Genomic DNA, 22,941 nt, shown 5'->3' on the forward strand with positions numbered 1-22,941 from the left:
GAGGACCCTCCATGAAGCCTTCACCCACGAACAAGCCCCAGGTGCCCCAGCCGCCGCTGAAGCCGATCATCGGCAACCTCGGCGAGCTGGATTCGAAGGCGCCGATCCAGAGCATGATGCGGCTGGCCGGCATCTACGGGCCGATCTTCAAGCTCACCTTGCTGGGCCGCGACGTCTACGTGGTCAGTTCGCAGGCGCTGGTCGACGAGCTCTGCGACGAGACCCGCTTCAACAAGCGCGTGCACGGCCCGCTGCAGGAGATTCGCGCCTTCGCCGGCGACGGCCTGTTCACGGCCTACAACAGCGAACCCAACTGGGCCAAGGCGCACCGGCTTCTGATGCCGGCCTTCGGGCCGCTGGGCGTGCGCTCGATGTTCGACCGCATGGTCGACATCGCGCACCAGATGTTCGTCAAGTGGGAGCGCTTCGGCGCGTCGGCCGTGATCGACGTCGCCGACAACATGACCCGCCTGACGCTCGACACGATCGCGTTGTGCGCCTTCGACTACCGCTTCAACAGCTTCTACCAGAACGAGATGCATCCGTTCGTCGCCGCGATGGTCGATGCGCTCGACCAGGCCGGCCAGCGCGGCCGGCGGCCGGCGATGGTGTCGAACCTGATGGTGGGCACCCGGCGCCGCTACGAGGCCGACCAGGCGCTGCTCGCGCGGGTCGCCGAGCAGCTGATCGCCGAGCGCCGCAGCGACCCCCAGGGCGCGGGCAAGAACGACCTGCTCAACGTCATGCTCAACGGCGTCGATCCGGTCACGGGCGAGAAGCTCTCCGACGAGAACATCCGCTACCAGATGGTCACTTTCCTGATCGCCGGCCACGAGACCACCAGCGGCCTGCTGTCCTTCGCCTGCTACCTGCTGCTGAAGAACCCCGAGGCGATGCTGAAGGCGCGCGCGATCGTCGACGAGGTGCTCGGCGACCAGATGCCGCGCATCGAGCACCTGGCCCGGCTGCGCTACATCGAGCAGATCCTCATGGAGTCGCTGCGGCTGTGGCCCACCGCGCCGGCCTTCGGCGTCAAGCCGATCGCCGACACCCTGCTGGCCGGACGCTATCCGCTGTCGACCCGCGACACGCTGCTGGTGCTGCAGCCGATGCTGCACCGCGATCCGGCGGTCTGGGGCGACGATGCCGAGGACTTCCGGCCGGAGCGCTTCACGCCCGACGCCGCCGAGAAGCTGCCGCCCAATGCATGGAAGCCATTCGGCAACGGCGCCCGCGCCTGCATCGGCCGGCCCTTCGCGATGCAGGAGGCGCAGCTCGTGATCGCGATGATGCTGCAGCGCTTCGACATCGTGATGGACGACCCGTCCTACCAGCTGGAGATCGCCGAGACGCTGACCATCAAGCCGCACGGCCTTGCGATCCGCGCCCGCAGCCGGGGCGCTCCAGGGGGCGGCGGCTTCGCATTGCGCAGCGCCGTGCCCTCGGTGCCCCAGCGGCTCGTGAAGGAGGCGGCGGACGTGGTCGCGCTGCCGGCCGATGCGCCGAAGCTGCTGGTGCTCTATGGCAGCAACACCGGATCGTGCGAGATGTTCGCCCGCCGGATCGCCGCCGAGGCGCTGCGCCAGGGCCAGGCGGCCACGGTCGCGACGCTCGACGCGTACGCGGGCGAGCTGGCGGCCGCGACGCCGGTGCTGGTGGTCACGGCCTCCTACGAGGGCCAGGCGCCGGACAACGCGAAAAAATTCCTGTCGTGGATCGAGGGCTGCGCGCCGGGCACGCTGGACGGTGTCCGCTTCGCGGTGCTGGGCTGCGGCAACCGGCAGTGGGCCCGGACCTACCAGGCCGTGCCCAAGCGGGTGGACGCCGCGTTCGCGGCCGCCGGCGCCGTGCGCCTGCGGCCGCGCGGCGAGGCCGATGCGGGCGGCGACTTCTTCGGCGCCTTCGACGAATGGGCCCAAGGATTGTGGGACGACCTGGGCGCGGCCACGGGTCGCGCGGTGGCCGATCGGCGCGGAGCGCCGGGTTTCGAGATCGAGGTCGTCAGCTCGGCCCGGGAGCGCGCGCTGGCGCTCAACGAGCTTGAATCCGGTAGCGTCGTCGAGAACCGCGAACTGGTGGACATCACCGCTGCGGGTGCCCGCTCGAAGCGCCACCTGCAGATCGCGCTGCCGGCCGGCATGCGCTACCGCAGCGGCGATTACCTCGCCGTGCTGGCCCGCAACCCCGAGGCCGGCGTGGCGCGTGCGCTGGCGCGCTTCGGGCTCGCCGCGGATGCGCAGATCGTGATCCGCAAACAGGCCGGCACCGCATCCGCGCTGCCTGGCGACTACCCGATCGGCGCCGCCGAAGTGCTGGCCGGCTATGTCGAGCTGGCCCAGCCCGCCACCCGGGCCCAGGTGGGCGAGTTGGCCGAGGCCGCGCGCTGCCCGCCCGAACGCCAGGCGCTCGAAACCCTGGCCCAGGAGGAGGCGTATGCGCGCGACGTGCTCGGCCGCCGGGTGAGCGTCCTCGACCTGCTCGAGCGTTCGCCCTCCTGCGACATCGGCCTGGCGCGCTTTCTGGCCATGCTGCCGATCCTGCGGGCACGCCAGTACTCGATCTCTTCCTCGCCGCTGGCCGATGAAACGCAGGCCAGCTTGACCTTCGCGGTGGTCGATGCGCCGGCGCTGTCGGGGCAGGGTCGCTTCCAGGGCGTGGCCTCGACCTACCTGGCCGGGCTGCAGCCGGGCGACAAGGTGTCGGTGGCGGTGCGGCCTTCACAGTCGGGTTTCCATCCGCCGGCCGATCCGAGGACGCCGATCGTGATGGTCTGCGCCGGCACCGGCGTGGCGCCGTTCCGGGGCTTCCTGCAGGAGCGGGCCTGGCAGAAGGCCGCCGGGCGCGAGGTCGGCCCGGCGCTGCTGTTCTTCGGCATCGACGACCCGGACGTCGACTACCTGTACCGCGACCAGTTCGCGGCCTGGGAGGCAGCCGGGGTGGTCGCGCTCCGGCCCGCTTTTTCGGCCCGACCCGAAGGCGATGTGATGTTCGTGCAACACAGGGTCTGGCAGGACCGGGCCGACATCGGCGCGCTGTTCCGCCAGGGCGCGCAGTTCTATGTCTGCGGCGACGGCAGGCACATGGCGCCGGCCGTGCGCCAGACCTTCATCCACATCTACCAGACGGCGACCGGCAGCGACGCGGCCGCCGCATCGGCCTGGGCCGACCGGATGGAGCATGCGCATGGGCGCTACGTGTCGGACGTGTTCGCCTGACCGGCTCCGACCCACCATGCCCGCGCGCCGTGCGCAATGGTGCAAATGCACTATTCGGCCGGGCGGCGCGCGGCCCGAGACTGGGGGTAGAAACCCTCAGTCTCGCCATGCTCACGCTTCACCGGAAAGAAAAGATCCTTCGCAAGGCCGGCATCCCGGTGCCGCCGTTTCCAGCCCGCCGCCTGCCGCTGCAGGAGCGGCACCTGCGCGATGCCGCCAGGGTGCCGCAGGAAGAGCGGGATGCGGACGCCGAACAGCGCGCCGCGGTCCAGGCCTGGCGGCAGGCGGTCGATGCCCTGCACGCGGCGCTGGCGGAAGGCCGCCTCAGGTCAGCGCACCCGGAATCGTCATGATGTCCCAGGCGCCGCCGAAGCCGCTCGGCGTCGGCCGCTCGACCACCGGCTGAAAGCTGGCCAGCACCCGGTTGCCCGCCGCCTGCGCCGCCTGGTAGGACGGCAGCGGCCCGCTGCCCGCATCGACCACCTCGCAGGGCCCCAGTCGCAGCCATCCACCGGGTCGCACGACCATCCAGTAATAGTGGCCGGCGATGGGTTCTTCGATGACGAGGCTGAGGTCAGGCTTCATGTGCGATGGGTTCAAACTCATGTGCTGGCATGGGATTGAATCGAAGCCGCGCAGGCGCGCCAAGGAAAAAGATCACACCGGCAAGCCCTATTTGCGGCGCTCGAGCCCGCGCATCAGATTGCCGGCGATGCCGGCGGCGATGGCCTGCAGCTCGGCCGCGCGTGCTGGTTCGAACAGGGCGTCGGTGTGCTGTTTCCACGACGCCCGCCAGCGCTCGAACATGGCGGGCGACAGGTCGTCGATCGCCATGTGGCGGCCGAAGACGTCGCCCGAGAACGAGCGGCTGCCGAGCACCATCGTGGCCCAGAACTCCACCATGCGGTCGAGGTGGGCCTGCCAGGCGCCGCCGATTGCGCGCTCGAACAGCGGGCCGATCTCCTCGTCCCGGCGCAGGTCGGCATAGAAGGCGTGGACCAACGCCTGGAGGCGGGCGCGGTCGATGCCGGGCGCGGGCGGCTGCCGGTCAGCCATCGCGGCCGTCCGCCCGCGGGCTGGCGAGCCACGGCGAGAACTGGGCGAGGAAGAGCGCGAACGCCAGGGTCCACGCACCCGCCGCGACGAACAGCGCCGTGCCTTGCCACTGCGGCGGCAGCCCGGGGGCGGCCACCCGCACCAGCGCCGCCGCCATCACCAGCGCATAGGCCGCGATCTCGTTGCGCGAGGCCGTCAGGTCCCGGCCGGTGTGGCCGCGGGCCGTCCGGGTCATCATGCCGATGACCAGGCCGCCGATGCAGCCGACCGCCAGCGCGTGCACGCCGGCGGCGCTGCCGATCCAGCCGGCCTCGGCGGCAGCCAGCAGCGCCAGGCCGGCCGGCAGCCACGCATAGGAGGCATGCAGCACCCACAGGATCGGCCGCCGCCGGCTCGCCGCCGGCGACCAGCGGCCGAGCCGCAGCGCCTGCAGGACGGCGGCGACGGCCAGCGTGGCGGCACCGAGCGCGGCGAAGGTTCCCGCGACCCACAGGCCGAGGCCGAGCGCCGTGCAGCCGACGGCCGCGGGCGTCAGCCAGCGCGGCTCGGTGATCCGGAGGCCCGGGGTGACGCTCTGGGTGAAGGCCGGTATCACGCGGCCGGCGACGATCGAGACCAGGATCGCGACCAGCGCCAGGCCGGCATGCAGCGCGCGCATCGGATCGGCCCAGGACACGCCGATGGACCCCAGGTGAAAAGCCGCATTGGCGGCCGCCAGCAGCGCCAGCACCACCACCACCTTGAGGTTGCGCGTGTTCCGCGCGCGCAGGATCAGGGCGGCGAAGACCAGCGCGGCGGCGACCAGGAACAGGGTGTCGATCGCCGCGAAGACCGGCGCCGGCGCCGCCACCGATGCGATGCGCCCCGCCAGCCAGAGCAGCCAGAGGGCCGCCAGCGGCGCACCGCGCGGGGTCTGCAGACCGGTCCAGACCTTGCCCGCGGTCAGCAGGAAACCGACGATCACGGCGGCGACGAAGCCGAACAGCATCTCGTGCGCATGCCAGTAGATCGGCGGCAGCCCGTTCGGCAGTACGGCATGGCCGCTCAGCAGTGCCGCCCACAGCGCCATCCAGGCCACGCCGGCGACCGCCGCGCCGAGGTAGAAGGGGCGGAAGGCCAGCCGCAGCAGCGGCAGGCCCGTCGGTGGGGGTGCCTTTAACATATACATGAAATGTATCTTAAAGCCGACGCGACACGAAAGCAATAGATAAAATGCAGCTTATGCGACTGACGCTCTTCACCGACTACTCCCTGCGCGTGCTGCTGGTGCTGGCGACCCGCACCGATTCGCTGGTCACGATCGCCGATCTGTCGAAGGCCTTCGACATCTCGAACGCGCACCTGATGAAAGTCACTCATCTGCTGGGCAAGTCGGGTTGGGTCGAGACCGTGCGCGGGCGCAACGGTGGGATGCGGCTGGCGGCACATCCTTCGAAGCTCAGGATCGGCACCATCGTGCGCCACCTCGAGAGCGATTTCGCGCTGGTCGAGTGCTTCGGCGACGACAACCGCTGCGTGCTGACCGGCGGCTGCGAGCTGGCCGCGGTGCTGGCGCGCGCGATGCAGGCCTTCCTCGACGAACTCGACCGCTACAGCCTGGCCGACCTGGCGAACGCCAGCCCGGCGCTGATGGTGCTGCCGCTGTGGCAGGCGGTCACCTGGCACGCGCCGGTGCGGCCTCCCAGCATCGAGGTCGTGCCGGGCGTCGCCCAGGCGCTGCTGAGCGAACCCGCCGCCCGGCCACGGGGCAAGCGCGCCGGCTGAAGGCGCGGTCCGGAGGACAATCGGGGAAACTCCGTTCGACTCTCACAGCCACGACCATGTCCCGTCTCGACGATCCCCTCCACGATGCCGAAATCGGCTCCCGCGACAGCACCCTCGATACCACCCGGATCGACGACGTGCGCATCGGCGCGGTGCGCCCGCTCATGACCCCCGCGCTGTTGCAGGAGCGCGTGCCGGTGCGCGACAACACGCTGGCGCTGGTCGAGGGCAGCCGGGCCGCGATCGCCGACGTGCTGCACGGCCGCGACGACCGGCTGGTGGTCGTGGTCGGTCCCTGCTCGATCCATGACCACGACCAGGCGATCGAGTACGCACAGCGCCTCAAGGTGGTGGCCGATTCGCTGCAGGACGACCTGCTGATCGTGATGCGCGCCTATTTCGAGAAGCCGCGCACCACCGTGGGCTGGAAGGGCTACATCAACGACCCGCACCTGGACGGCAGCTTCGCGATCAACGAGGGCCTCGAGCGCGCCCGGCGCCTGCTGCTCGAACTCACCACCCTGGGTCTGCCGACCGGCACCGAGTTCCTCGACTTGCTGAGCCCGCAGTTCATTGCCGACCTGATCGCCTGGGGCGCCATCGGCGCGCGCACCACCGAGAGCCAGAGCCATCGCCAGCTGGCCTCGGGCCTGAGCTGCCCGGTCGGCTTCAAGAACGGCACCGACGGCAGCGTCAAGGTCGCGGCCGACGCCATCCTCGCGGCCCGCGCGCCGCATGCCTTCATGGGCATGACCAAGATGGGCATGGCGGCGATCTTCGAGACCCGCGGCAACGACGACTGCCACGTGATCCTGCGCGGCGGCAAGGCCCCCAACTATTCGGCCGCCGACGTGGCGGCCAGCTGCGAGGCGCTGCTGGCGAACGGACTCCGGCCTCAGGTCATGATCGACGTCTCGCATGGCAACAGCAGCAAGCAGCACCAGCGGCAGATCGTGGTCGCCGGTGACGTGGCGGCGCAGATCGCGGCCGGCGAGCGCCGCATCACCGGCGTGATGATCGAGAGCCATCTCGAAGAAGGCCGGCAGGACCTGAAGCCGGGCGTTGCGCTCAAGCACGGCGTCTCGATCACCGATGCCTGCATCGGCTTCGCGCAGACGGTGCCGGTGCTCGAGGGGCTGGCGACCGCGGTCAAGGCGCGGCGGCGCCTGTCGAAAGCGTGACGCGCGAGCAGGCCGGCGATCGACCGGTGCTCGACATCCGCGATCTCGGCTTCGCCTATCCGGGCCAGCCGGCGCTCGCCACCGGTTGGACGATGTCGATCGGCGCCGGCGTGACGCTGCTGCACGGCGACACCGGCAGCGGCAAGTCCACCTTGCTGCGGGTGCTGGGCGGGACCCTGGCCGCGCGCGGTCAATTGAGTCTGAACGGCGTCCGCCTGGACCAAGACCCCGAGCTTTATCGCCGCAGCGTCTTCTTCGTCGATCCTGCGACCGACGCCTTCGATCCGTTGACGGTGTTTGCGTGCACGGCCGCGCTGCGCGAGGGCGATGCCGGCTTCGACGCGGCACTCTGGCAGCGGGTGGTCGACGGGTTCGCGCTCGCGCCGCACATCGAGAAGTCGATGTTCATGCTGTCGACCGGCTCGAAGCGCAAGGTCTGGCTGGCGGCCGCGCTGGCGTCGAGCCGGCCGCTGCTGCTGCTCGACGAGCCGACCGGCGGTCTCGATGCGGCCTCGATCCGCTGCCTCTGGCGCACCCTGGCCGAGGTGTCGCAGGGCCGGGCCGTCGTGGTTGCGAGCGGCGAACGCATCGATGCGCTGCCGTTGGCCGCGACCCTCGCGCTGCCGTTGCGCTGAACGCTATCGCGCCACCAGGCCGGGATGCGGCTCGGCTTCGGGCGCCAGGTCCAGCATCGTGCCGCGGCAGTTCTCGGCACCGCAGTGGCACGGATAGTCCGAAGGCGATGAGCCGTCGTCGGCCGTGAGGCCGTAGTCGATGAAGAGCTCGTCGCCGGCCTCCACCGGCACCAGGGTCTGGAACCTGAGCTCGAGCCGGCCCGCCTCGTCGTATTCCTCCACCGCCTCGCAGTTCGGATTGCACGAATGGTTCAGGTGGCGGGTGGCGTTGCCGCCCTTGCCGCCATCGATGATCTCCTCGTTGGAGAGCATGAACAGATAGGTGAGCTGGTCGTTCCACTTGCGGGCGGCGACCTGTTCGGCGGTGTAGCGGCGGCCCTCGTAGAGGCCCAGCAGTGCCTGGGCGGGCAGGTCCCGGGTCGCGAAGGCGCCGAGGCCGTGGACGCCGCTGGGCGACACCCGCAGGCAAGGCGTGGAGGAAGCGGGTTTTCTGGCGGCGGTCATGGGGGCGGGTCGGAGGGCGTGTGCGGAGCGCAGGGAGCGCTGCGGGCCCGCATCGTACCCGCTCAGCCCGGGCTCTTGAACGCCGGCAGCCTGGCGCCGAGCCGCTCGCCCATGGCCTGCCCGAGCGCCTGCAGGCCGCTCAGCGGCCGCACCATGACCTCGAACTCGACGATCTTTCCGTCTTCGTCGAAACGGACCAGATCGATGCCCTTGAGCTTCTTGTCGCCGACGCGGGCGCTGAACTCCAGCACCACGTTCAGGCCGTCGTCGCTGGCCAGTTCGCGGTGGTAGGCGAAGTCCTCGAACACGTCGATGACGGTGCCGAGCACCAGCAGCACGGCCTCTGCCGGCGCATACGCGTTGAACGCCATCGGCGAGCGGAACGATGCATCGGGATGCACGATGGTCGCCAGCTGGCTCAGGTCGCGGCGGGCGATCATGTCGTGCCAGGTGGCGAGGGAGGTGGCGACGGCCGGCTTCAGCCGGGTGAGGTTCGAGGTCATCGAGAGTCTCCTGTCCTGAGGTTCGTGAAACGGGTCAGATGCGTGCGGCCAGCCGCGTGCCCTGGTCGATGGCGCGCTTGGCGTCGAGTTCGGTGGCCACGTCGGCGCCGCCGATCAGGTGCACGCGCAAGCCTTGCGCCTGCAGTTCCTGGTAGAGCTCGCGCTGCGGCTCCTGCCCGGCGCAGATCACCACGTGGTCGGCGGCGATCAGGCGGTCCTGGCCGTCGACCGTGATGTGCAGGCCGGCATCGTCGATGCGCCGGTAGCCGACGCCGGGCGTCATCGACACGCGCCTGGCCTTGAGCGAGGTCCGGTGGATCCAGCCGGTGGTCTTGCCGAGCTGGTCGCCGACCTTGCTCTCCTTGCGCTGCAGCAGAGCGACCTTGCGCGGTGCCTGCGCCATCCGCGGGGCGCGAAGGCCGCCGGGCTCGGCGTAGGCGGTGTCGACGCCCCACTCGGCGTAGAACTTCTCGGGCGCCATGCTCGGGCTCTCGCCTTCGTGCAGCAGGAACTCGCTGACGTCGAAGCCGATGCCGCCGGCGCCGACCACCGCCACGCTGTCGCCCACTTCCCTGCCGTCGCGCAGCACGTCGAGGTAGCCGAGCACCTTCGGATGGTCGATGCCCTCGATCGCCGGCAGCCGCGGCACGATGCCGGTGGCCAGCACGATGTCGTCGAAGCCGCCGTTCTTCAGCGCCTCGGCCCCGACCCGGGTGTTCAAGCGCAATTGCACCCCGCGCAGTTCGATCTGGCGCCGGAAATAGCGCAGCGTCTCGTTGAATTCCTCCTTGCCGGGCACCTTCCTGGCGATGTTGAACTGGCCGCCGATCTCGCCCGCGGATTCGAACAGCGTCACCGCGTGGCCCCGCTCGGCGGCGGTCACCGCGAAACTCAGGCCGGCCGGCCCGGCGCCGACGACGGCGATGCGCCTGGGCTGGGGCGCCGCATCGATCCGCAGCTCGGTCTCGTGGCAGGCCCGCGGGTTGACCAGGCACGAGGTGATCTTGCCCGCGAAGGTATGGTCGAGGCAGGCCTGGTTGCAGCCGATGCAGGTGTTGATCTCGTCGCCGCGGCCCTCGCGCGCCTTGCGCACGAAGAAGGCATCGGCGAGCAGCGGCCGGGCCATCGAGACCATGTCGCAGCAGCCCTCGGCCAGCAGTCGCTCCGCGACCTCGGGCGTGTTGATGCGGTTCGTCGCCACCAGCGGGATGCCGACCCTGCCCATCAGCCGCTGGGTGACCCAGGCGTAGGCGCCGCGCGGCACCTTGGTGGCGATCGTCGGGATGCGCGCCTCGTGCCAGCCGATGCCGGTGTTGATGATGGTGGCGCCGGCCCGCTCGATCGCCTGGGCCAGTTCGATGACTTCGGCGAGCGTCGAGCCGCCCTCGACCAGGTCGAGCATCGAGAGCCGGTAGACGATGATGAAGCGCTCGCCGACCCGTTCGCGCACCCGGCGCACGATTTCCACCGGGAAGCGCATCCGCCGGGCGTAGTCGCCGCCCCATTCGTCGTCGCGGTGGTTGGTGCGGGCTGCGATGAACTCGTTGATCAGGTAGCCCTCGGAGCCCATGATCTCGACGCCGTCGTAGCCCGCGTGCCGCGCGAGTGCGGCGCACTGCACGAAGTCCTCGATCGTCTGCTCGACCTCCTCGCTGCTCAGGGGATGCGGCACGAAGGGGTTGATGGGCGCCTGCAGCGCACTCGGCGCAACCAGCGATGACTGGTACGAATAGCGGCCGAAGTGCAGGATCTGCATCGCGATCCGGCCGCCTTCGGCATGCACCGCCTGCGTGATGAGGCGGTGGCGATCGGCCTCCTGCTCGGTGGCGAGCACCGCGCCGTGCTTCATCGGGCGGCCGCGCTCGTTGGGCGAGATGCCGCCAGTGACGATCAGGCCGACTTCGCCGCGCGCGCGCTCGGCATAGAAGGCCGCCATGCGCTCGAAGCCCTGCGGGGCTTCTTCGAGGCCGACGTGCATCGAGCCCATCAGCACGCGGTTCTTGAGCGAGGTGAAGCCCAGCTCCATCGGCTTCATCAGGTGGGGGTAGTGGTTCATCGGGGTCTCATGTCTATGCAACGGGTTGCATAAATATGCCCGAGTTCGCTCGTTCATGCAACTGGTTGCACTTACAATCGCGCTCGATGTCATTGCCCCACGCCTTGTTGACCGCGCTGGTCGAGCGGCCCGGTTCCGGCTCCGAACTCGCGGGCCGCTTCGACCGGTCCATTGCCTATTTCTGGCAGGCCACGCACCAGCAGATCTACCGCGAACTCGCGCGGCTCGAAGAGTCCGGCTGGGTGCAGTCTTTGCCAGCCGAGCAGGGCAGGGGCCGCAAGCGCGCCTACAAGATCCTTCCCGCCGGGCGCAAGGAACTGAAGCGCTGGGTGCTCGAGATCGAAGACCCCACGCCCTTGCGCGACACCTTGATGGTCCGCCTGCGCGCCGACGCCGCACTGGGGGCGACCGGACTCGACAAGGAGATCGTCCGGCGGCTGGCGATCCATCGGCGCAATCTCTCGGTCTATCGCGAGATCGAAGCGCGTGATTTCGCCGACACCGCGGACTCGCGCCAGAGGCAGGTGCAGCACCTGGTGCTGCAGGCCGGAATCATGCTGGAGAGCATGTGGGTCGAGTGGTCGCAGAACGCCTTGAAGGTGCTCGGCAGGTAGGCGGAAACGGCCCGCACGGCACAGGGACTAAGCTATGGCTCCTTCCTCACTCACACGCAAGCAGTGCCTATGACGACATACGCTCAGATTCAAAAGAAGATCGCTTTGCTTCAGCGCCAGGCCGACAGTCTGCGCGACAAGGAAGTCGCCGGCGTGATCGATCGGATCAAGGTCGCGATCTCCCACTACGGATTGACTGCGCAGCAATTGGGCTTCGGCGGCTCGGGTGCGAGTCCCAAGGCGGCGCGGGGCACCAGGAAGTCGACTGCGACGGGGTCCCGCTACAGCGACGGTGCCGGCGGCGAGTGGTCGGGACGCGGCCCCCGTCCCCGCTGGTTGCGCGAGGCACTGGCGGCCGGCCGCTCCCTCGAAGACTTCCGGGTCTCGGGCGCGCCCGCGAAAGCCGCGCCACCTGCCAGGAAGGCGGCGCGCGCGCAGCGCCGCCCGTCGAGCGTGGTCTACCGTGACGATGCCGGCCATTCGTGGACCGGCCGGGGTCCGCAGCCCCGATGGCTCAAGGAAGCGCTGGCCCAAGGCAAGACCCTGAGCGAACTGGCTGGCTGACCGGACGGCGTTCCGGGGAGGCGGGAGATGGCACTTGTCGCGCGAAAGGCGACAGAGTCCTGAACGGTTCCGTGCATTTGTGCGCAAATCACGGTATACAGCGAGTTGTAACCCTTTCGGCTTCATTGAGGTCGTTTCACAATCGCTTCAATCCCGCTCGCCCCGCCCATGAAAGCTACGCCCTTCCTCGGAACATTGCATCGACTCCGCAGTCGCCTTCGCCTCCTGTTCGGCCGGCGCCGGACGGTGCGTTCGGCGCCGCGCGTGGTGGCGTCGGCCGCACCCCGGCTGCGGCCCGAGACGCCGATGCCGACGCCGCCGAGGACGGTGGCCTCCCGGCCGATGCCGATCGCGTCCGATGCGTTGATGCCGGTGGTGCGCGAGGCGCCGAAGCCGGTCGACGTGCAGGCGGTCGTGATGCCCATCGCTTCCGCCCCGGTGCCCGCAGTGGCGGCGAGCCCGATCGTGGCCAAGGCGGCCGAAGCCCAGTCGCCGGCCAAGACCATGCGTTCGCTCGAGGAGGTGCGCGCCGACCTCGCCCGGCTGCGCGAGAGTGCCAAGGAGCGGCACGCGCGGGCGCCCGTTGCGCCCCGCCGCGACATCAGCTTCGAGCCGACCGATTTCATGGATTTCGCCAAGCCGGAGCCGGCACCCCAGCCGGACGAGTCTTTCGAGCAGACGGCGTTCCTCGACTTCACGACCCTGAAGCCGCGCGTCGAGCGCTAGCCGGCGGGCCGCACCGGCGTGTCTCTCGGCCGTGCCGGCGGCGGCCGCGACGATCCCCGGTCGTCGACGACCGGGACCCGTCCGCGAACCGGATCCTGCAGATAGCGGGAATCCACCCAGCCCCGGTGACGCCGCGTGACCACCTGGCACCAGCGCCAGCTGGCGATGCAGCCCGTCACCCGGACCGAGGTGCGTGCGGGCAGGACCGTCATGACTTCGAAGAAGCGATCGGGCCCGGTGCGCATGTTGACTGCGCGCGTGGTCGATGTGCTCAGCGCGAGCGCCGACAGCGGCAACGACAGCAGTGCCGCCAGCACGAAGCGCTTGGCCTGCGGCGCCGCCACCGGCCTCACCAGCCCATCTGTTGCTGCCTGCCGCCCCTGATGTTGCCGGCCACGCCGCCGGCGAGGCCGCCGATGGCGGCGCCGGTCCAGGCGTCGCCGCCCGAGATGGCCGCGATGCCGGCGCCGCCCGCCGCGCCGATCGCCGCCCCGCTCATGGTTCCCTGTTGCTGCGGCGTCATGTCGGTGCAGCCTGCCATCAGTGCGATCGCCGCGACGATCGCCATCCAGTGAAGTCGTTTCATGTCGCTCTCCGTTACTTGTTCTTCTGCAGGCCGGGCAGGGCCATCTCGAACCAGAGGGTGTCGAGCACCGGCCGCTTCAGCTTGGTCGGGTTGGCCGCGTACCAGCGGTCGAGGCCTTCGCGCACGCTGTCGAGCGTCTGGCCCTGCATGCCCTTGGCGAGGCGCGGCACGAAGTTCTGCGCATCGGTCGGCGGATTGGCGGCGAAGTACGCGGTCTGGACCTGGACCAGGTTGGCGATGCCGACCAGGTAGGCTTTCTTGACGGCCTCGCTCGAGGCGGTCCATTGCTCGCCGGTGACCAGCGGCAGATCGGCGGCGCGGGCGGGCAAGGCCGCCATCGCCAGTGACATGCAGGTGGCGGCCAGCGTCGCACGCAGCCGAAGTTTCAGTGTCATGGCGTTCTCCTCAAATGGACGTCGGACGTTGGATGCGGGTCGGCGTCGATATTGCGCTGGGGTTTCGACGCCTGTCAAACACATCGAAGAAGGCTCGCCGAGGCGATCAGTCGCCGGCGCGCCGGGCACGCACGTGCAGCGACATCGGCGCCACGCGGGTGTCTTCGATCACGGGATGGCTCGCATGCGGGTCCGTGCCGGCCGTGGGCTCGCCCAGCTTCTCGACGACCAGGCCTGCCGCGCCGAGAAGGTCGAACCACTGACTCAGCGTGCGGTGGAAGATCGGCGTGCGAAAGGGCGCGACCTCGTGGCGTTCCTTGCCCGTCAGTGTCGAGAACCACCAGCAGTCCACGCGGCCCTCGGTCGATTCGAAGTAGTCGCCGATCTCGATCGCGCGCGCCTTGCCCTTGCGGTTGCGCAGCACCCTGCGGCGCGGCGGCACGAAGCACGGATGCAGGATGGAGAACTGCACGAAGCCACCGGGCCGCAGCACGCGGCGAATCTCCCGCAGTGCGCGTCCCGGGTCCGGCATGTCCATCAGGGACATGAAGGCGGTTGCGAACTCGAAGGCGCCATCGTCGAACGGCAGCTGCATCGCGTCGCCGATGGCGTAGTCGATGCCGAGCGGGTCGCAGGCTTCGCTGGCCTGCGCGTAGCGCACGAAGGTGGGTGCGATGTCGACGGCCGACATCTTCGCGCCGAGCCCGGCGAGTTGCCGCGTGTTGGCGCCTTCGCCGCAACCGACGTCCAGGCCGCGCAGGCCGGCGATCGGCGGCAGCAGCGCGAGAAAGGCGGGCGTGTTGAGGAGGTCGCGGAAGACGTCGACGCCGAGCCGGGCCTGTCGAGCCCATGCGTCGGCGTTGTCTTCCCAAAGCCTGGCCACGTCCGTGGCCGCCAGTTCGCGCACCTTGCGCCGTCGCTGCGAAGTCTCCTGCATGACATCATTGGGGCGTCTCGGGGTGAGATCGTCGTCCCCTATCGAGGGGAGTCGAGACGTCGCTGCACGGCCTGACTAAGATGCCGGTCCGATACCTCGAATGTCAGGGAAAAGCGAAATGACGAAGCCATTCACCCGTGCTCTGATCTCGACGGCGGTGCTCGCCGCGGGCGTGACCTGCGGGGCGCAGCCGCTGGGCGCCGCGCCCCCGACCATCGAGGGTCCGACCTGGCGCCTCACCGACCTGCGCGGCATCGATGCCGCGGCGCTGCCGAGCGGTCCGGGCTCGGTCACGGCCCGCTTCAAGGACGGCCGCGTCGATGGCTTCTCGGGCTGCAACCGTTACTTCGGCAGCTATGCCTTCAAGCAGGGCCGCCTCGTGATCGGACCGCTGGCCGGCTCCATGATGGCCTGCGATCCGGCGTCGATGGCGCTGGAGACGGCCGTGCACCGGGCGCTGGCCGGCGCGTTCCGGCCGGTGCGCACCGATGACCGGCTGAGCCTGCACTCGGATCACGGAGATGCCGTGCTGGCCTTCAAGGCCGAACCGGCGCCGGCGCTGGTCGGGCTGCGCTCGAACATCACCGGCTTCAACAACGGGCGGCAGGCGGTCGTGAGCCCGCTGGCCGGCACCACGCTGACGCTGGCCTTCGGCGATGGCGTCGTCAAGGGCTTCGGCGGTTGCAACAGCCTGCGCGCCAGGTACAGCGTCAACGGCGACCAGGTCACCGTCGGGGCGGTCGCCACCACGCGCCGGACCTGCCCCGCGGAGGGCGTGATGCAGCAGGAGCGCGAGTTCATCGCGGCACTCAGGTCGACCACGACCTGGGCCTTCAGCGGCGCCTTCCTCGACATGCACCGGCCGGACGGCGAGCGGACCCTGATCGGGAGCCGCGAGGGCGACTAGGGTGAACACCCCCTGGGCCTGGGTGGACATCACCCGGGGGACTTGGCACCATGCAGTGGCCTGCACTTTCGCGGGCGGTCCTCAACATCATTGAAGGTTTGCATGAGAAAAATCGTTCCCCTGGTCGGTGCAGCTTTGATCCAACTGATCGCCGGCGCGGCAATGGCGCAGGGCAGCGGCGAAGCCGACCCCGCTCAAGGCAAGGCGCCGCCGGTGGCGAAGACGACTCCGGCGGAGCGCTCCGAAGCACGCACCGACCGCCGGGCGAGCGGTGGCCAGGCCGCGCGCGGCCCGCAGATGGGCGAGGCCCAGGCCAATCCCCTGACCGCGCCCTCGCAGCCGCGCGCCGAGCGCCAGGCCGCGACCGCCAAGCGCCGCGCCGCGAATGCGGCGGCCAACAAGGAAGGCAAGTTCTCGCGCGGCGGCAACGCCGACGCGCCGGAACGCCAGAAGCCCTGAGTACTCAGCCGCGCGCGCGCAACCGCATGCGAAGACCCACCGGGGTCATCGTGAAGGCGAGATGCTCGCGCGCCGGCTGGCCGTCGGGCGTCTCGACACTGGTGATGTCGAAGCAGTTCAGCAGTTGCGCCATCGCCATCTTCATTTCGAGCAGTGCCAGGTAGCGGCCCGGGCACATGCGGGGTCCGGCGCCGAAGGGCATCGAGATGCGCTTCGCATTGCCGGCCACGGCGGCGGCCGGCCCCTCGGCGAGCCAGCGCTCCGGCTCGAAGGTCGAAGCGCTCGACAGGTGGGCGTCGCTGACGCTGTCGACGCGCATCAGGTTGATCACCACCGTGCCGGTCGGCACCTGCACGTCGCCGACCCGGGTGTCGCGCTCCGCCTGCAAGGCGAGGATCGGCGCCACTGGCTTGAGGCGCATCGTCTCGTGCGCGCAGGCCTCGACGTAGTCGAGCTGCGCCAGCTGGTCGAAGCTCGGGCAGCCCGTGTCGCCGAGCAGGCCGCGCACCTCGTCGGTGGCGCGCTGCAGCGCGGCCGGATGGCGCCACAGCAGGTCGATCATCCAGGCGATGGTGTTGGCGGTCGTGTCCTCGCCGGCCAGCAGCATCGTGAACACGTTGCCCGCCACCTGCAGGTCGTTGATGCCGCTGCCGGGCTGGTCGGCGGCCGCGATCATCGCTTCGAGCAGGTTGGTCGGGTGAGTGCGCAGCGCCGGGTCGGCCGCCATCCGGCCGCGCGCGTCGGCGATGAACTGCGCCACCGCCTCGTTGACCGCCTCCACGCCGTGCTTGAGTTCGCGGTCGGCCCGGCTGGGCCACAGACGCCAGGTCGGCAGCGGCGCCAGCATGCGGCGCACGAGGGCCGGGAAGATCTTGTCGAGGTGCTGCTGGATCACGTCGCCGTCGGACTCCAGCGTGTTGACCTCGGCGCCGAACGCGAGCCCGGCGATCGTGTCGACGGTGTAGCGCATCAGGTCGGGCTGGAGGTCGATCGCGTCGCCGCGTCGGGCGGCCGCCTGCCATCGGCCGACCAGCCGCTCGGCGACCTTCTGCAACGATGGGAAATAGTGCCGCACGTGCGCCGGATCGAAGCTGGCCATCACCATGCGCCGCTGCCGCCGCCAGTCTTCGCCGTTGGCGCCGAAGACCCCGGGCTTGAGCCCCATCTCGCTGGCCACGGCCTCGAAGCGGGTGGTGCGCTTGAAGCCGTCGGGGCGGTCGCGCAGCGTGGTGGCCACCGCCTCGTGGTCGCCGACGATGAGCAGCCTGCGGCGCCCCATCCGAAGCTTGAAGAAGGGGCCGAATTCGCGGCACCACTGCTCCAGCTGCTGGTGCATGCGCGAGGTGTCGATCTGCAGCAGGTTGCCTATCAGCGGGGCGCCGCGGGGTCCCGGCAGGTCGTCGATGTGGCGCAGGGCCGTGGTTTCCATCATGCTTTCCTTGTGAATCCGTCGGCGCTCCAGCGCTCGCTGCCGACGCCGTGGTGGACGAAGAAGAGGCCGTCGGGGTCGTAGCGTTCCTTGGCCGCGAGCAGCCGCGGATAGTTGCCGCCCCAGAAGGAACGCTGCCAGTCGGGCTCGAAGTAGTTGCTCTCCGACAGGTAGGAGCCGGGTTGCGGGACCAGCCGGCGCAGTTCGTCGAAAGCCCGGCCGATCGCCGCCGCCTGGCGTTGTGCCAGCGCGGCGTCGGGCTCGTGCCCCGCGACGCCGGGAAAGGCCGGCGGCCCGTCGGCGCCGCCGATCGCGAGCGCGAAGGCGTCGAGCACGGCGGGGTTCATCGCGGTGTCGCGGGCGGCGGCGAGGGCCTCGGCCGGTGCGCCGGCCAGCCCCTTGTTGACGTGCAGCGACACCCCCCAGTGCCGGCTGGCGGCGAACAGCGCGTCGCACAGGGCTTCGCGGCGCTCCGGCTGCAGCAGCGCCGCCGGCAGCCAGGCCGACTGGTACCCGTGCAGCACCTGGCCGGCCTGGCGCTGGTCGCCCGGCCAGAACACATTGCCGGCCGGCGCGCCGGGCCGGTCGTCGGTGCTGATGAAGCCGAACATGCGCTTGAACAGCGTCGGGGACCAGAAATCGCGCGCCGAGGTCGAGACGATCCTGAGCGGCGAGTACTCGGTTTCGAAGGCCTCGGGCGCGGCGTCGACGGCATCGAGAAAGGGCTTCCAGACGGCCTGGGCCTCGGCGCGAGACAGGCCCTGGAACACCATCGCGACGCGCAGCGTGTTGTCGGGCCGCAGGCGGATCTGTTCGCCCCAGTGCGGGTTGTGCAGGGCGGCGGCATAGAAGTCGACGATCAGGCCGACCAGGCGGCGAAAGGCCGGCGCCGATGAAGCCTTGATCGTGAGGTTGACCGCACCGAAGGATTCGGGGAGCGCATGCACCTTCAAGGTCAGGCGGGTGACCACGCCGAGGCTGCCGCCACCGCCGCCCTTGAGGCCCCAGAACAGCTCCGGCTCGCTGCAGGCGTTGGCGATCCGCACCTGGCCGTCGGCGGTGACCACCTCGGCCTCCAGCAGGCTGCCCGAGGCCAGGCCGTAGGCCTTCGAGAAGCTCCCGAAGCCCCCGCTCTGCACCAGCCCGGCGACGCCGACCGTCATGCAGCCGCCGCCCTGAACGTAGCCGCCGCCGCGGCTGGTGACCGCGTCGTAGACATGGGCCCAGACCGCGCCGGCGCCGACCGAGACGGCCCGCACCGGCGCCGCCCGGCCTTCGCAGCCCTTGCCGACGAAGGCGTCATGGAGCAGGACCTGGTTCATCCGGCGGGTCCAGACCAGCAGGGAATCGGGCGCGCTGGAGGTGCCTTGGAAGCTGTGGCCGCCGCCCTTGATCACCAGCCGCAGCCGGTGGTCGCGCGCGAAGTCGATCGCGGCGGCGACGTCGGCGGTGCTGCGCGCGGCCACCGCATGGACGCTCGGGCTGGAGGTCCAGGCGCCGACCCAGCCGAGGGTCTGCGTCAGGCCGATCTCGTCGCCGAGGAAGTAGGGGTTGCGCACCGCCTTGAAGAACTGCGTGCAGGCGGGTCCGGCGGGTGCCTCGAGGCAGGGCGTGAACGGCGACTGCACCTTGACCAGTGCGTCGCCGCCCAAGCGTTCGCCGAAGCGCTGCCATTGCGCGTCGCTCGGCCAGTCGGTGTCGCCCGGTCGCACCCGGCCGGCCGCGGCGGCCGCGCGTGCTGGCGCCAGCAGACCCCACGGGGTGGCGAAAGGGGTCGCGGCGGCGAGTTGCACCAGACGTCTTCTGCGCATGGGGAATGCCTTGGTCGAGGACTGCATGGGTCGAGCGGGCTGAAGTATGCCGAACACGGGGTGCGACGTCTTGCCTTCAGCGGGCCGCCGGTTCCGCGGCCAGAGCCACGTTCTCGAGCACAGCGTCGACCAGCGCCAGCGGGTCGCGGAAATCAGGGGCGGCTTTGAGCACCCCGTGCAGCCGCTGGTCGATGAGCAGCGTCGCGAGGCCATGCACATAGGCCCAGGCCGCGGTCACCCGCATCGCGTCCGACGCCGAGAGCGCGTCCGCGCCGGCGGAGGGCGCCTCGCCGATGGTCGGTGCCATCACCTGCATCGCGGCTTTCGCGGCCTGCGACAGCGACGGCCGGCGCATGTCGATGATCTCGTTGCGGAACATCAGGCCGAACAGCGCGGGGTTGTCGTGCGCGAAGTGCACATAGGCATGGGCGATGGCGTGGCGGCGCTCGCGCCGGTCGGCGACGCCGTCCATGGCCGCCAGCATCGCGTCGCGCAGGCGCTGGTAGCCGACCGCCGCCAGATCGCTCAGCAAGCCCGAGGTGTCGCCGAAGTGGTGCCTGGGTGCGGTGTGCGACACCCCCGCCTCGCGCGCGATGGCCCGCAGGCCCAGCCCGGCGATGCCGTCGCGCAACAGTACCGTTTCGGCCGCCGCCAGCAGGGTCAGCGGCAGTCCGCCGTGGTGGTAGGGCCTGGATTCTGGAACAGCGGTGGTGGAGGCGGTGGCCATGGAAACTGCGCAGCGGATGTCGGGAAAAATCTTAACACTGGAAAAATACATTGACAGTACGCATTTGCACATGCATATTTCCATTGGAAAGATAATCCCAGCGCCAGGAGATCCCGATGGACGAAGCCACCCCCCGCCGCGGCCCGCCTCCCAACATGATGCCGATCGACTTCGAGACCGAGCTGGCGTCGCTGCCGCTGCGGGGCGTCTTGCCGGCGGGCCTGCGCGGCACGCTGGTACGCAACGGGCCCAATCCCGTGGTGCCGGATCCGCGCGCCCATTGGTTCTCGGGCGACGGCATGCTGCATGCTTTCCACATCGACGACGGCAGGGTCGGCTACCGCAACCGCTGGGTGCGCACCGGCCAGTGGGCGCTGGCGCGGCGCACCGGCCGCAACCCGACCGTCGGCCTGAAGATCGAGCTGCCTGATGACGAGGCACCGATCGCCGACGACGGCGCGGCCAACACCAACGTGATCGGCCATGCCGGACGCATGCTGGCGCTCGAAGAGGCGCACCTGCCGATGGCGGTCGACCTCGCCACGCTCGAGACCCTGGGCTCCGACGATTTCGCGGGCGGGCTGAAGCACCGGGTCACGGCGCATCCCAAGACCGATCCGCACACCGGCGAGCTGCTGTTCTTCGGCTATGGCACGCCCGAGTCGCTCTCCAGCGGCATGAGCTTCGGCGTGATCTCGCGCACGGGCGAGGTGATCCGGCGCGAGGAGTTCGAGGCGCCATACGCCAGCATGGTGCACGACTTCGCGGTCAGCGCCGGCCATGTGCTGTTCCCCATCATGCCCTTGACCGCCAGCCGCGAGCGGGCGCAGTCCGGCGGCCCGCCTTTCGCCTGGGAGCCGGAGTACGGCACCCGCGTCGGCCTGATGCCGCGCGGCGGCAGCACGGCCGACATCGTCTGGTGGCGCGGCCCGGCCTGCTACGTGTTCCACGTCATGAACGCCTGGGAGGCCGACGGCCGGGTGTTCGCCGACGTCATGCAGTTCGCCCGGCCGCCGCTGTTCCCGCGGCCCGACGGCTCGCCGGCCGGCGATGCGCGCGAGCCGGCGCGGCTGGTGCGCTGGCAGTTCGACCTGGCGAAGGCCAGCCGTGAATTCAGCCAGACGGTGCTGGAAGACATCCCGGGCGAGTTCCCGCGCATCGACGAACGCCGTGCCGGCCTGCCCTATCGCCACGGCTGGTTCGCCGGGCATGCGCCGGGCGCCGATGGCCTGCTGCGCATGCAGGCGCGGCTGGTCCACGTCGACCATGCGGCGCCGCACCCCGACGTCTACACCTTCGAACCGCCCGACCGCATGTCCGAGCCGGTGTTCGTGCCTCGCGGCGCGGATGCGGAAGAGGGCGATGGCTGGATCCTGGCCACCGTCTGGCGCGGAGCGACCCACACCAGCGACCTGGTGGTGTTCGATGCCCGCCGCGTGGCGGCCGGGCCGCTGTGCATCGCGTCGCTGCCGCACCGGGTGCCGGACGGCTTCCACGGCAACTGGTTCGGGGCCGACTTCCCGCGCTGAGGGCGCTCAGCCCTGCTGCTCGATCGCCGCCTGCAGGATCGGCCGCGCCCAGTCGGGCGTCGCCGCCAGCGCGGCCGCATCGTCGGCGGCGGGGAACACCAGCCGGCCACCGGCCATCTCGAGCAACAGCACCGGGTCGGGAATCGCCTCGCCCGGCGCGGCTTCGGCGCTGTTGTCGAAGACCTGCAGGCGGGCCAGCAGCGGCATCAGGCGGAGCAGGTTCATGCGCGACCGGGTCCAGCGCTCGCGGATCTTGGCGGCCGGGATGTCGTGGCCGCCGGCGGCCACCCGGGCCTGGACGCGCCGCAGGTGCATCTCGGCCGTGGCGAGGCCGCAGAAGATCATGACCACGTCGTGGGTGCGCGCGGCCTGCGCGAGCAGTCCGGGGATGGTGCTGGCGCCGAGCGTGGTCTCGAAGGCGTGGTTGCGGCGGCCGGCGATCGCGGCGGCGAGCTGGGCGCGGCCGTATTCCCAGGCGCGGCCGTTGGCATCCTCGACCTCGAGGCCGAGCTGGCCGACCAGTTCGCGCGCGTAGCTGTCGGGGTTGTACCAGGCCAGGCCGTGCTCGGCGAGCAGGGCGCCGCCGACCGAACTCTTGCCGGCGCCATTGACGCCGGCCAGCACCAGCACGAAGGGCCGCGCCGCGCCGGCCGCGGCCATCAGAACGAGGCGCCGGCCTTCGGACGCCGGGCCAACCGGCCACGGGCCGCGAACAGATCGCCCACCTGCTGGGCGGCCTCAGGCTGCTGCAGCACGGCCAGGCGGCTGTCGAAGCGGGCCGACAGCTCCGCGAGCAGCGTCTGCTCGCGGGCACCGAGCGTCTGCAGGTCTTCGGTCAGCTGCTGGTAGGTGGCGGCGTCGAGCAGCACCATCTCGACCGCGGCATGGTTGGTGATGGCCACGCTGCCGCTCTGGCGAACCTGGCGCACGACGTCGCCCCACTTGTTCTTGACCTGCGAGGCGTTCTGGCGCGGCAGGTCGTGGAGGGCGGGCAAGGCGGTGATCATGGGCGACTCCGGGTGGAGTGGCCATTATGGCAAAAATAGACAAATTGTGAATGCTGGCAGCCTTGCCGCCGACACCGCGGTGTTCGTGGCTTTTCTCGATGTGCTCGGCTTGCTGCTTTTTTGCTTGTCCGTGTAGGATGACTTGTCACCCTTGGGCATGATCGTTCCGGTTTAGCAAGGCCCGTTTCTTGCTCGTGCTACGCCACCTGCGGGTAGGCGGCGAGAGGCGCTCCGCGTCGGAGCGGGCTTGCAGAGCATCGACGGGTCGATTCGGCGTTCAGGTGCGCTTAAGGCACGAGGCGTCGAATACGCGAGAAATCCGGATCTGCGGCCATC

Annotated in this window: 26 protein-coding genes; 11 read left to right on the forward strand and 15 right to left on the reverse strand. The window is 70.2% G+C overall.

Going from position 1 to position 22,941, the window contains the following annotated elements; all coding sequences use genetic code 11:
* Window positions 1-11 precede the first annotated feature (11 nt).
* Complete coding sequence (locus QTI68_RS26830) at window positions 12-3,215, forward strand: bifunctional cytochrome P450/NADPH--P450 reductase (protein WP_286526008.1); 3,204 nt, start codon at window positions 12-14, stop codon at window positions 3,213-3,215.
* Window positions 3,216-3,322: 107 nt separating this feature from the next.
* A complete protein-coding gene (locus tag QTI68_RS26835; protein ID WP_286526011.1) occupies window positions 3,323-3,568 on the forward strand; it encodes a hypothetical protein in 246 nt (81 codons plus the stop codon).
* On the opposite strand, the gene QTI68_RS26840 is transcribed toward QTI68_RS26835, so the two are convergent.
* The 3 genes from QTI68_RS26840 to QTI68_RS26850 all read right to left on the reverse strand — a co-directional run bounded on the left by QTI68_RS26840 (window position 3,540) and on the right by QTI68_RS26850 (window position 5,439).
* Entirely contained in the window at window positions 3,540-3,800 is a 261-nt protein-coding gene (locus QTI68_RS26840) for a hypothetical protein (RefSeq protein ID WP_286526013.1), read from the reverse strand. The two genes, QTI68_RS26835 and QTI68_RS26840, sit on opposite strands and share 29 nt — an antisense overlap.
* 87 nt (window positions 3,801-3,887) lie before the next feature.
* Window positions 3,888-4,271: a group III truncated hemoglobin gene (locus QTI68_RS26845; RefSeq protein ID WP_286526015.1), complete on the reverse strand. Its 384-nt coding sequence runs from the start codon at window positions 4,269-4,271 to the stop codon at window positions 3,888-3,890.
* Window positions 4,264-5,439, reverse strand: a complete 1,176-nt coding sequence (locus tag QTI68_RS26850) for an NnrS family protein (protein WP_286526017.1) — start codon at window positions 5,437-5,439, stop codon at window positions 4,264-4,266. Before QTI68_RS26850 ends, QTI68_RS26845 begins: the two co-directional genes overlap by 8 nt.
* Window positions 5,440-5,492: 53 nt before the next feature.
* Here QTI68_RS26850 and QTI68_RS26855 point away from each other — a divergent pair, with 53 nt between their 5' ends.
* Genes QTI68_RS26855 through QTI68_RS26865 form a run of 3 tightly spaced genes read left to right on the forward strand, consistent with a single transcriptional unit; the run spans window position 5,493 to window position 7,851 of the window.
* Entirely contained in the window at window positions 5,493-6,035 is a 543-nt protein-coding gene (locus QTI68_RS26855; protein WP_503011742.1) for an RrF2 family transcriptional regulator, read from the forward strand.
* Between the two features lie 56 nt (window positions 6,036-6,091).
* On the forward strand, window positions 6,092-7,216 hold the full coding sequence (locus QTI68_RS26860; RefSeq protein ID WP_286526020.1) for a 3-deoxy-7-phosphoheptulonate synthase: 1,125 nt from the start codon (window positions 6,092-6,094) through the stop codon (window positions 7,214-7,216).
* Complete coding sequence (locus QTI68_RS26865) at window positions 7,213-7,851, forward strand: ABC transporter ATP-binding protein (RefSeq protein ID WP_286526022.1); 639 nt, start codon at window positions 7,213-7,215, stop codon at window positions 7,849-7,851. Before QTI68_RS26860 ends, QTI68_RS26865 begins: the two co-directional genes overlap by 4 nt.
* A 3-nt stretch (window positions 7,852-7,854) precedes the next feature.
* On the opposite strand, the gene QTI68_RS26870 is transcribed toward QTI68_RS26865, so the two are convergent.
* The 3 genes from QTI68_RS26870 to QTI68_RS26880 all read right to left on the reverse strand — a co-directional run bounded on the left by QTI68_RS26870 (window position 7,855) and on the right by QTI68_RS26880 (window position 10,914).
* Window positions 7,855-8,355: an SET domain-containing protein gene (locus tag QTI68_RS26870; protein ID WP_286526025.1), complete on the reverse strand. Its 501-nt coding sequence runs from the start codon at window positions 8,353-8,355 to the stop codon at window positions 7,855-7,857.
* 62 nt (window positions 8,356-8,417) lie between these two features.
* The gene (locus tag QTI68_RS26875) at window positions 8,418-8,858 is read right to left on the reverse strand and encodes a nuclear transport factor 2 family protein (protein WP_286526028.1); all 441 of its coding nucleotides are present in this window, start codon (window positions 8,856-8,858) and stop codon (window positions 8,418-8,420) included.
* Window positions 8,859-8,892: 34 nt separating this feature from the next.
* On the reverse strand, window positions 8,893-10,914 hold the full coding sequence (locus QTI68_RS26880) for an NADPH-dependent 2,4-dienoyl-CoA reductase (RefSeq protein ID WP_286526031.1): 2,022 nt from the start codon (window positions 10,912-10,914) through the stop codon (window positions 8,893-8,895).
* A gap of 86 nt (window positions 10,915-11,000) precedes the next feature.
* Between QTI68_RS26880 and QTI68_RS26885 the strand changes: the two genes are divergently transcribed.
* The 3 genes from QTI68_RS26885 (at window position 11,001) to QTI68_RS26895 (ending at window position 12,818) form a co-directional block, all read left to right on the forward strand.
* Window positions 11,001-11,528 carry a PadR family transcriptional regulator gene (locus tag QTI68_RS26885; RefSeq protein WP_286526033.1) on the forward strand — a complete coding sequence of 176 codons (528 nt, stop codon included), beginning with the start codon at window positions 11,001-11,003 and terminating at the stop codon, window positions 11,526-11,528.
* A gap of 69 nt (window positions 11,529-11,597) precedes the next feature.
* Window positions 11,598-12,092, forward strand: coding sequence for an H-NS family nucleoid-associated regulatory protein (locus QTI68_RS26890; RefSeq protein WP_286526035.1), 495 nt, complete (start codon window positions 11,598-11,600; stop codon window positions 12,090-12,092).
* Window positions 12,093-12,338: 246 nt separating this feature from the next.
* Window positions 12,339-12,818: a hypothetical protein gene (locus QTI68_RS26895; RefSeq protein WP_286526036.1), complete on the forward strand. Its 480-nt coding sequence runs from the start codon at window positions 12,339-12,341 to the stop codon at window positions 12,816-12,818.
* Here QTI68_RS26895 and QTI68_RS26900 read toward each other — a convergent pair.
* From QTI68_RS26900 to QTI68_RS26915, 4 genes are all read right to left on the reverse strand, one after another.
* Window positions 12,815-13,171 (reverse strand): SH3 domain-containing protein, encoded by a 357-nt coding sequence (locus QTI68_RS26900; RefSeq protein ID WP_286526039.1) that lies wholly within the window; start codon window positions 13,169-13,171, stop codon window positions 12,815-12,817. The genes QTI68_RS26895 and QTI68_RS26900 overlap by 4 nt on opposite strands.
* The gene (locus QTI68_RS26905; protein ID WP_286526041.1) at window positions 13,168-13,404 is read right to left on the reverse strand and encodes a YMGG-like glycine zipper-containing protein; all 237 of its coding nucleotides are present in this window, start codon (window positions 13,402-13,404) and stop codon (window positions 13,168-13,170) included. The genes QTI68_RS26900 and QTI68_RS26905 overlap by 4 nt, the downstream gene beginning before the upstream one ends.
* Window positions 13,405-13,415: 11 nt before the next feature.
* The gene (locus tag QTI68_RS26910) at window positions 13,416-13,799 is read right to left on the reverse strand and encodes a hypothetical protein (RefSeq protein ID WP_286526043.1); all 384 of its coding nucleotides are present in this window, start codon (window positions 13,797-13,799) and stop codon (window positions 13,416-13,418) included.
* 106 nt (window positions 13,800-13,905) lie between these two features.
* Window positions 13,906-14,736, reverse strand: a complete 831-nt coding sequence (locus tag QTI68_RS26915) for a class I SAM-dependent methyltransferase (protein ID WP_286526044.1) — start codon at window positions 14,734-14,736, stop codon at window positions 13,906-13,908.
* Between the two features lie 118 nt (window positions 14,737-14,854).
* Here QTI68_RS26915 and QTI68_RS26920 point away from each other — a divergent pair, with 118 nt between their 5' ends.
* Together QTI68_RS26920 and QTI68_RS26925 are read left to right on the forward strand one after the other, a co-directional pair.
* The gene (locus QTI68_RS26920) at window positions 14,855-15,643 is read left to right on the forward strand and encodes an META domain-containing protein (RefSeq protein WP_286526046.1); all 789 of its coding nucleotides are present in this window, start codon (window positions 14,855-14,857) and stop codon (window positions 15,641-15,643) included.
* Window positions 15,644-15,745: 102 nt separating this feature from the next.
* A complete protein-coding gene (locus QTI68_RS26925; protein WP_286526048.1) occupies window positions 15,746-16,102 on the forward strand; it encodes a hypothetical protein in 357 nt (118 codons plus the stop codon).
* Between the two features lie 4 nt (window positions 16,103-16,106).
* On the opposite strand, the gene QTI68_RS26930 is transcribed toward QTI68_RS26925, so the two are convergent.
* The 3 genes from QTI68_RS26930 to QTI68_RS26940 all read right to left on the reverse strand — a co-directional run bounded on the left by QTI68_RS26930 (window position 16,107) and on the right by QTI68_RS26940 (window position 20,069).
* Entirely contained in the window at window positions 16,107-17,531 is a 1,425-nt protein-coding gene (locus QTI68_RS26930; RefSeq protein WP_286526052.1) for a cytochrome P450, read from the reverse strand.
* Entirely contained in the window at window positions 17,531-19,342 is a 1,812-nt protein-coding gene (locus tag QTI68_RS26935) for an FAD-dependent oxidoreductase (protein WP_286526054.1), read from the reverse strand. The genes QTI68_RS26930 and QTI68_RS26935 overlap by 1 nt, the downstream gene beginning before the upstream one ends.
* 76 nt (window positions 19,343-19,418) lie before the next feature.
* The gene (locus QTI68_RS26940) at window positions 19,419-20,069 is read right to left on the reverse strand and encodes a TetR/AcrR family transcriptional regulator (protein WP_286526056.1); all 651 of its coding nucleotides are present in this window, start codon (window positions 20,067-20,069) and stop codon (window positions 19,419-19,421) included.
* Window positions 20,070-20,185: 116 nt separating this feature from the next.
* On the opposite strand from QTI68_RS26940, the gene QTI68_RS26945 reads away from it, so the two are divergent.
* A complete protein-coding gene (locus QTI68_RS26945) occupies window positions 20,186-21,598 on the forward strand; it encodes a carotenoid oxygenase family protein (RefSeq protein ID WP_286526057.1) in 1,413 nt (470 codons plus the stop codon).
* Window positions 21,599-21,604: 6 nt separating this feature from the next.
* On the opposite strand, the gene QTI68_RS26950 is transcribed toward QTI68_RS26945, so the two are convergent.
* A complete protein-coding gene (locus QTI68_RS26950; RefSeq protein WP_286526059.1) occupies window positions 21,605-22,258 on the reverse strand; it encodes an ATPase in 654 nt (217 codons plus the stop codon).
* The gene (locus QTI68_RS26955) at window positions 22,258-22,605 is read right to left on the reverse strand and encodes a type II toxin-antitoxin system prevent-host-death family antitoxin (RefSeq protein WP_286526060.1); all 348 of its coding nucleotides are present in this window, start codon (window positions 22,603-22,605) and stop codon (window positions 22,258-22,260) included. Before QTI68_RS26955 ends, QTI68_RS26950 begins: the two co-directional genes overlap by 1 nt.
* Window positions 22,606-22,941 lie beyond the last annotated feature (336 nt).

Source organism: Variovorax sp. J31P207 (assembly GCF_030316965.1).
Lineage (GTDB): Bacteria > Pseudomonadota > Gammaproteobacteria > Burkholderiales > Burkholderiaceae_C > Variovorax > Variovorax ginsengisoli_B.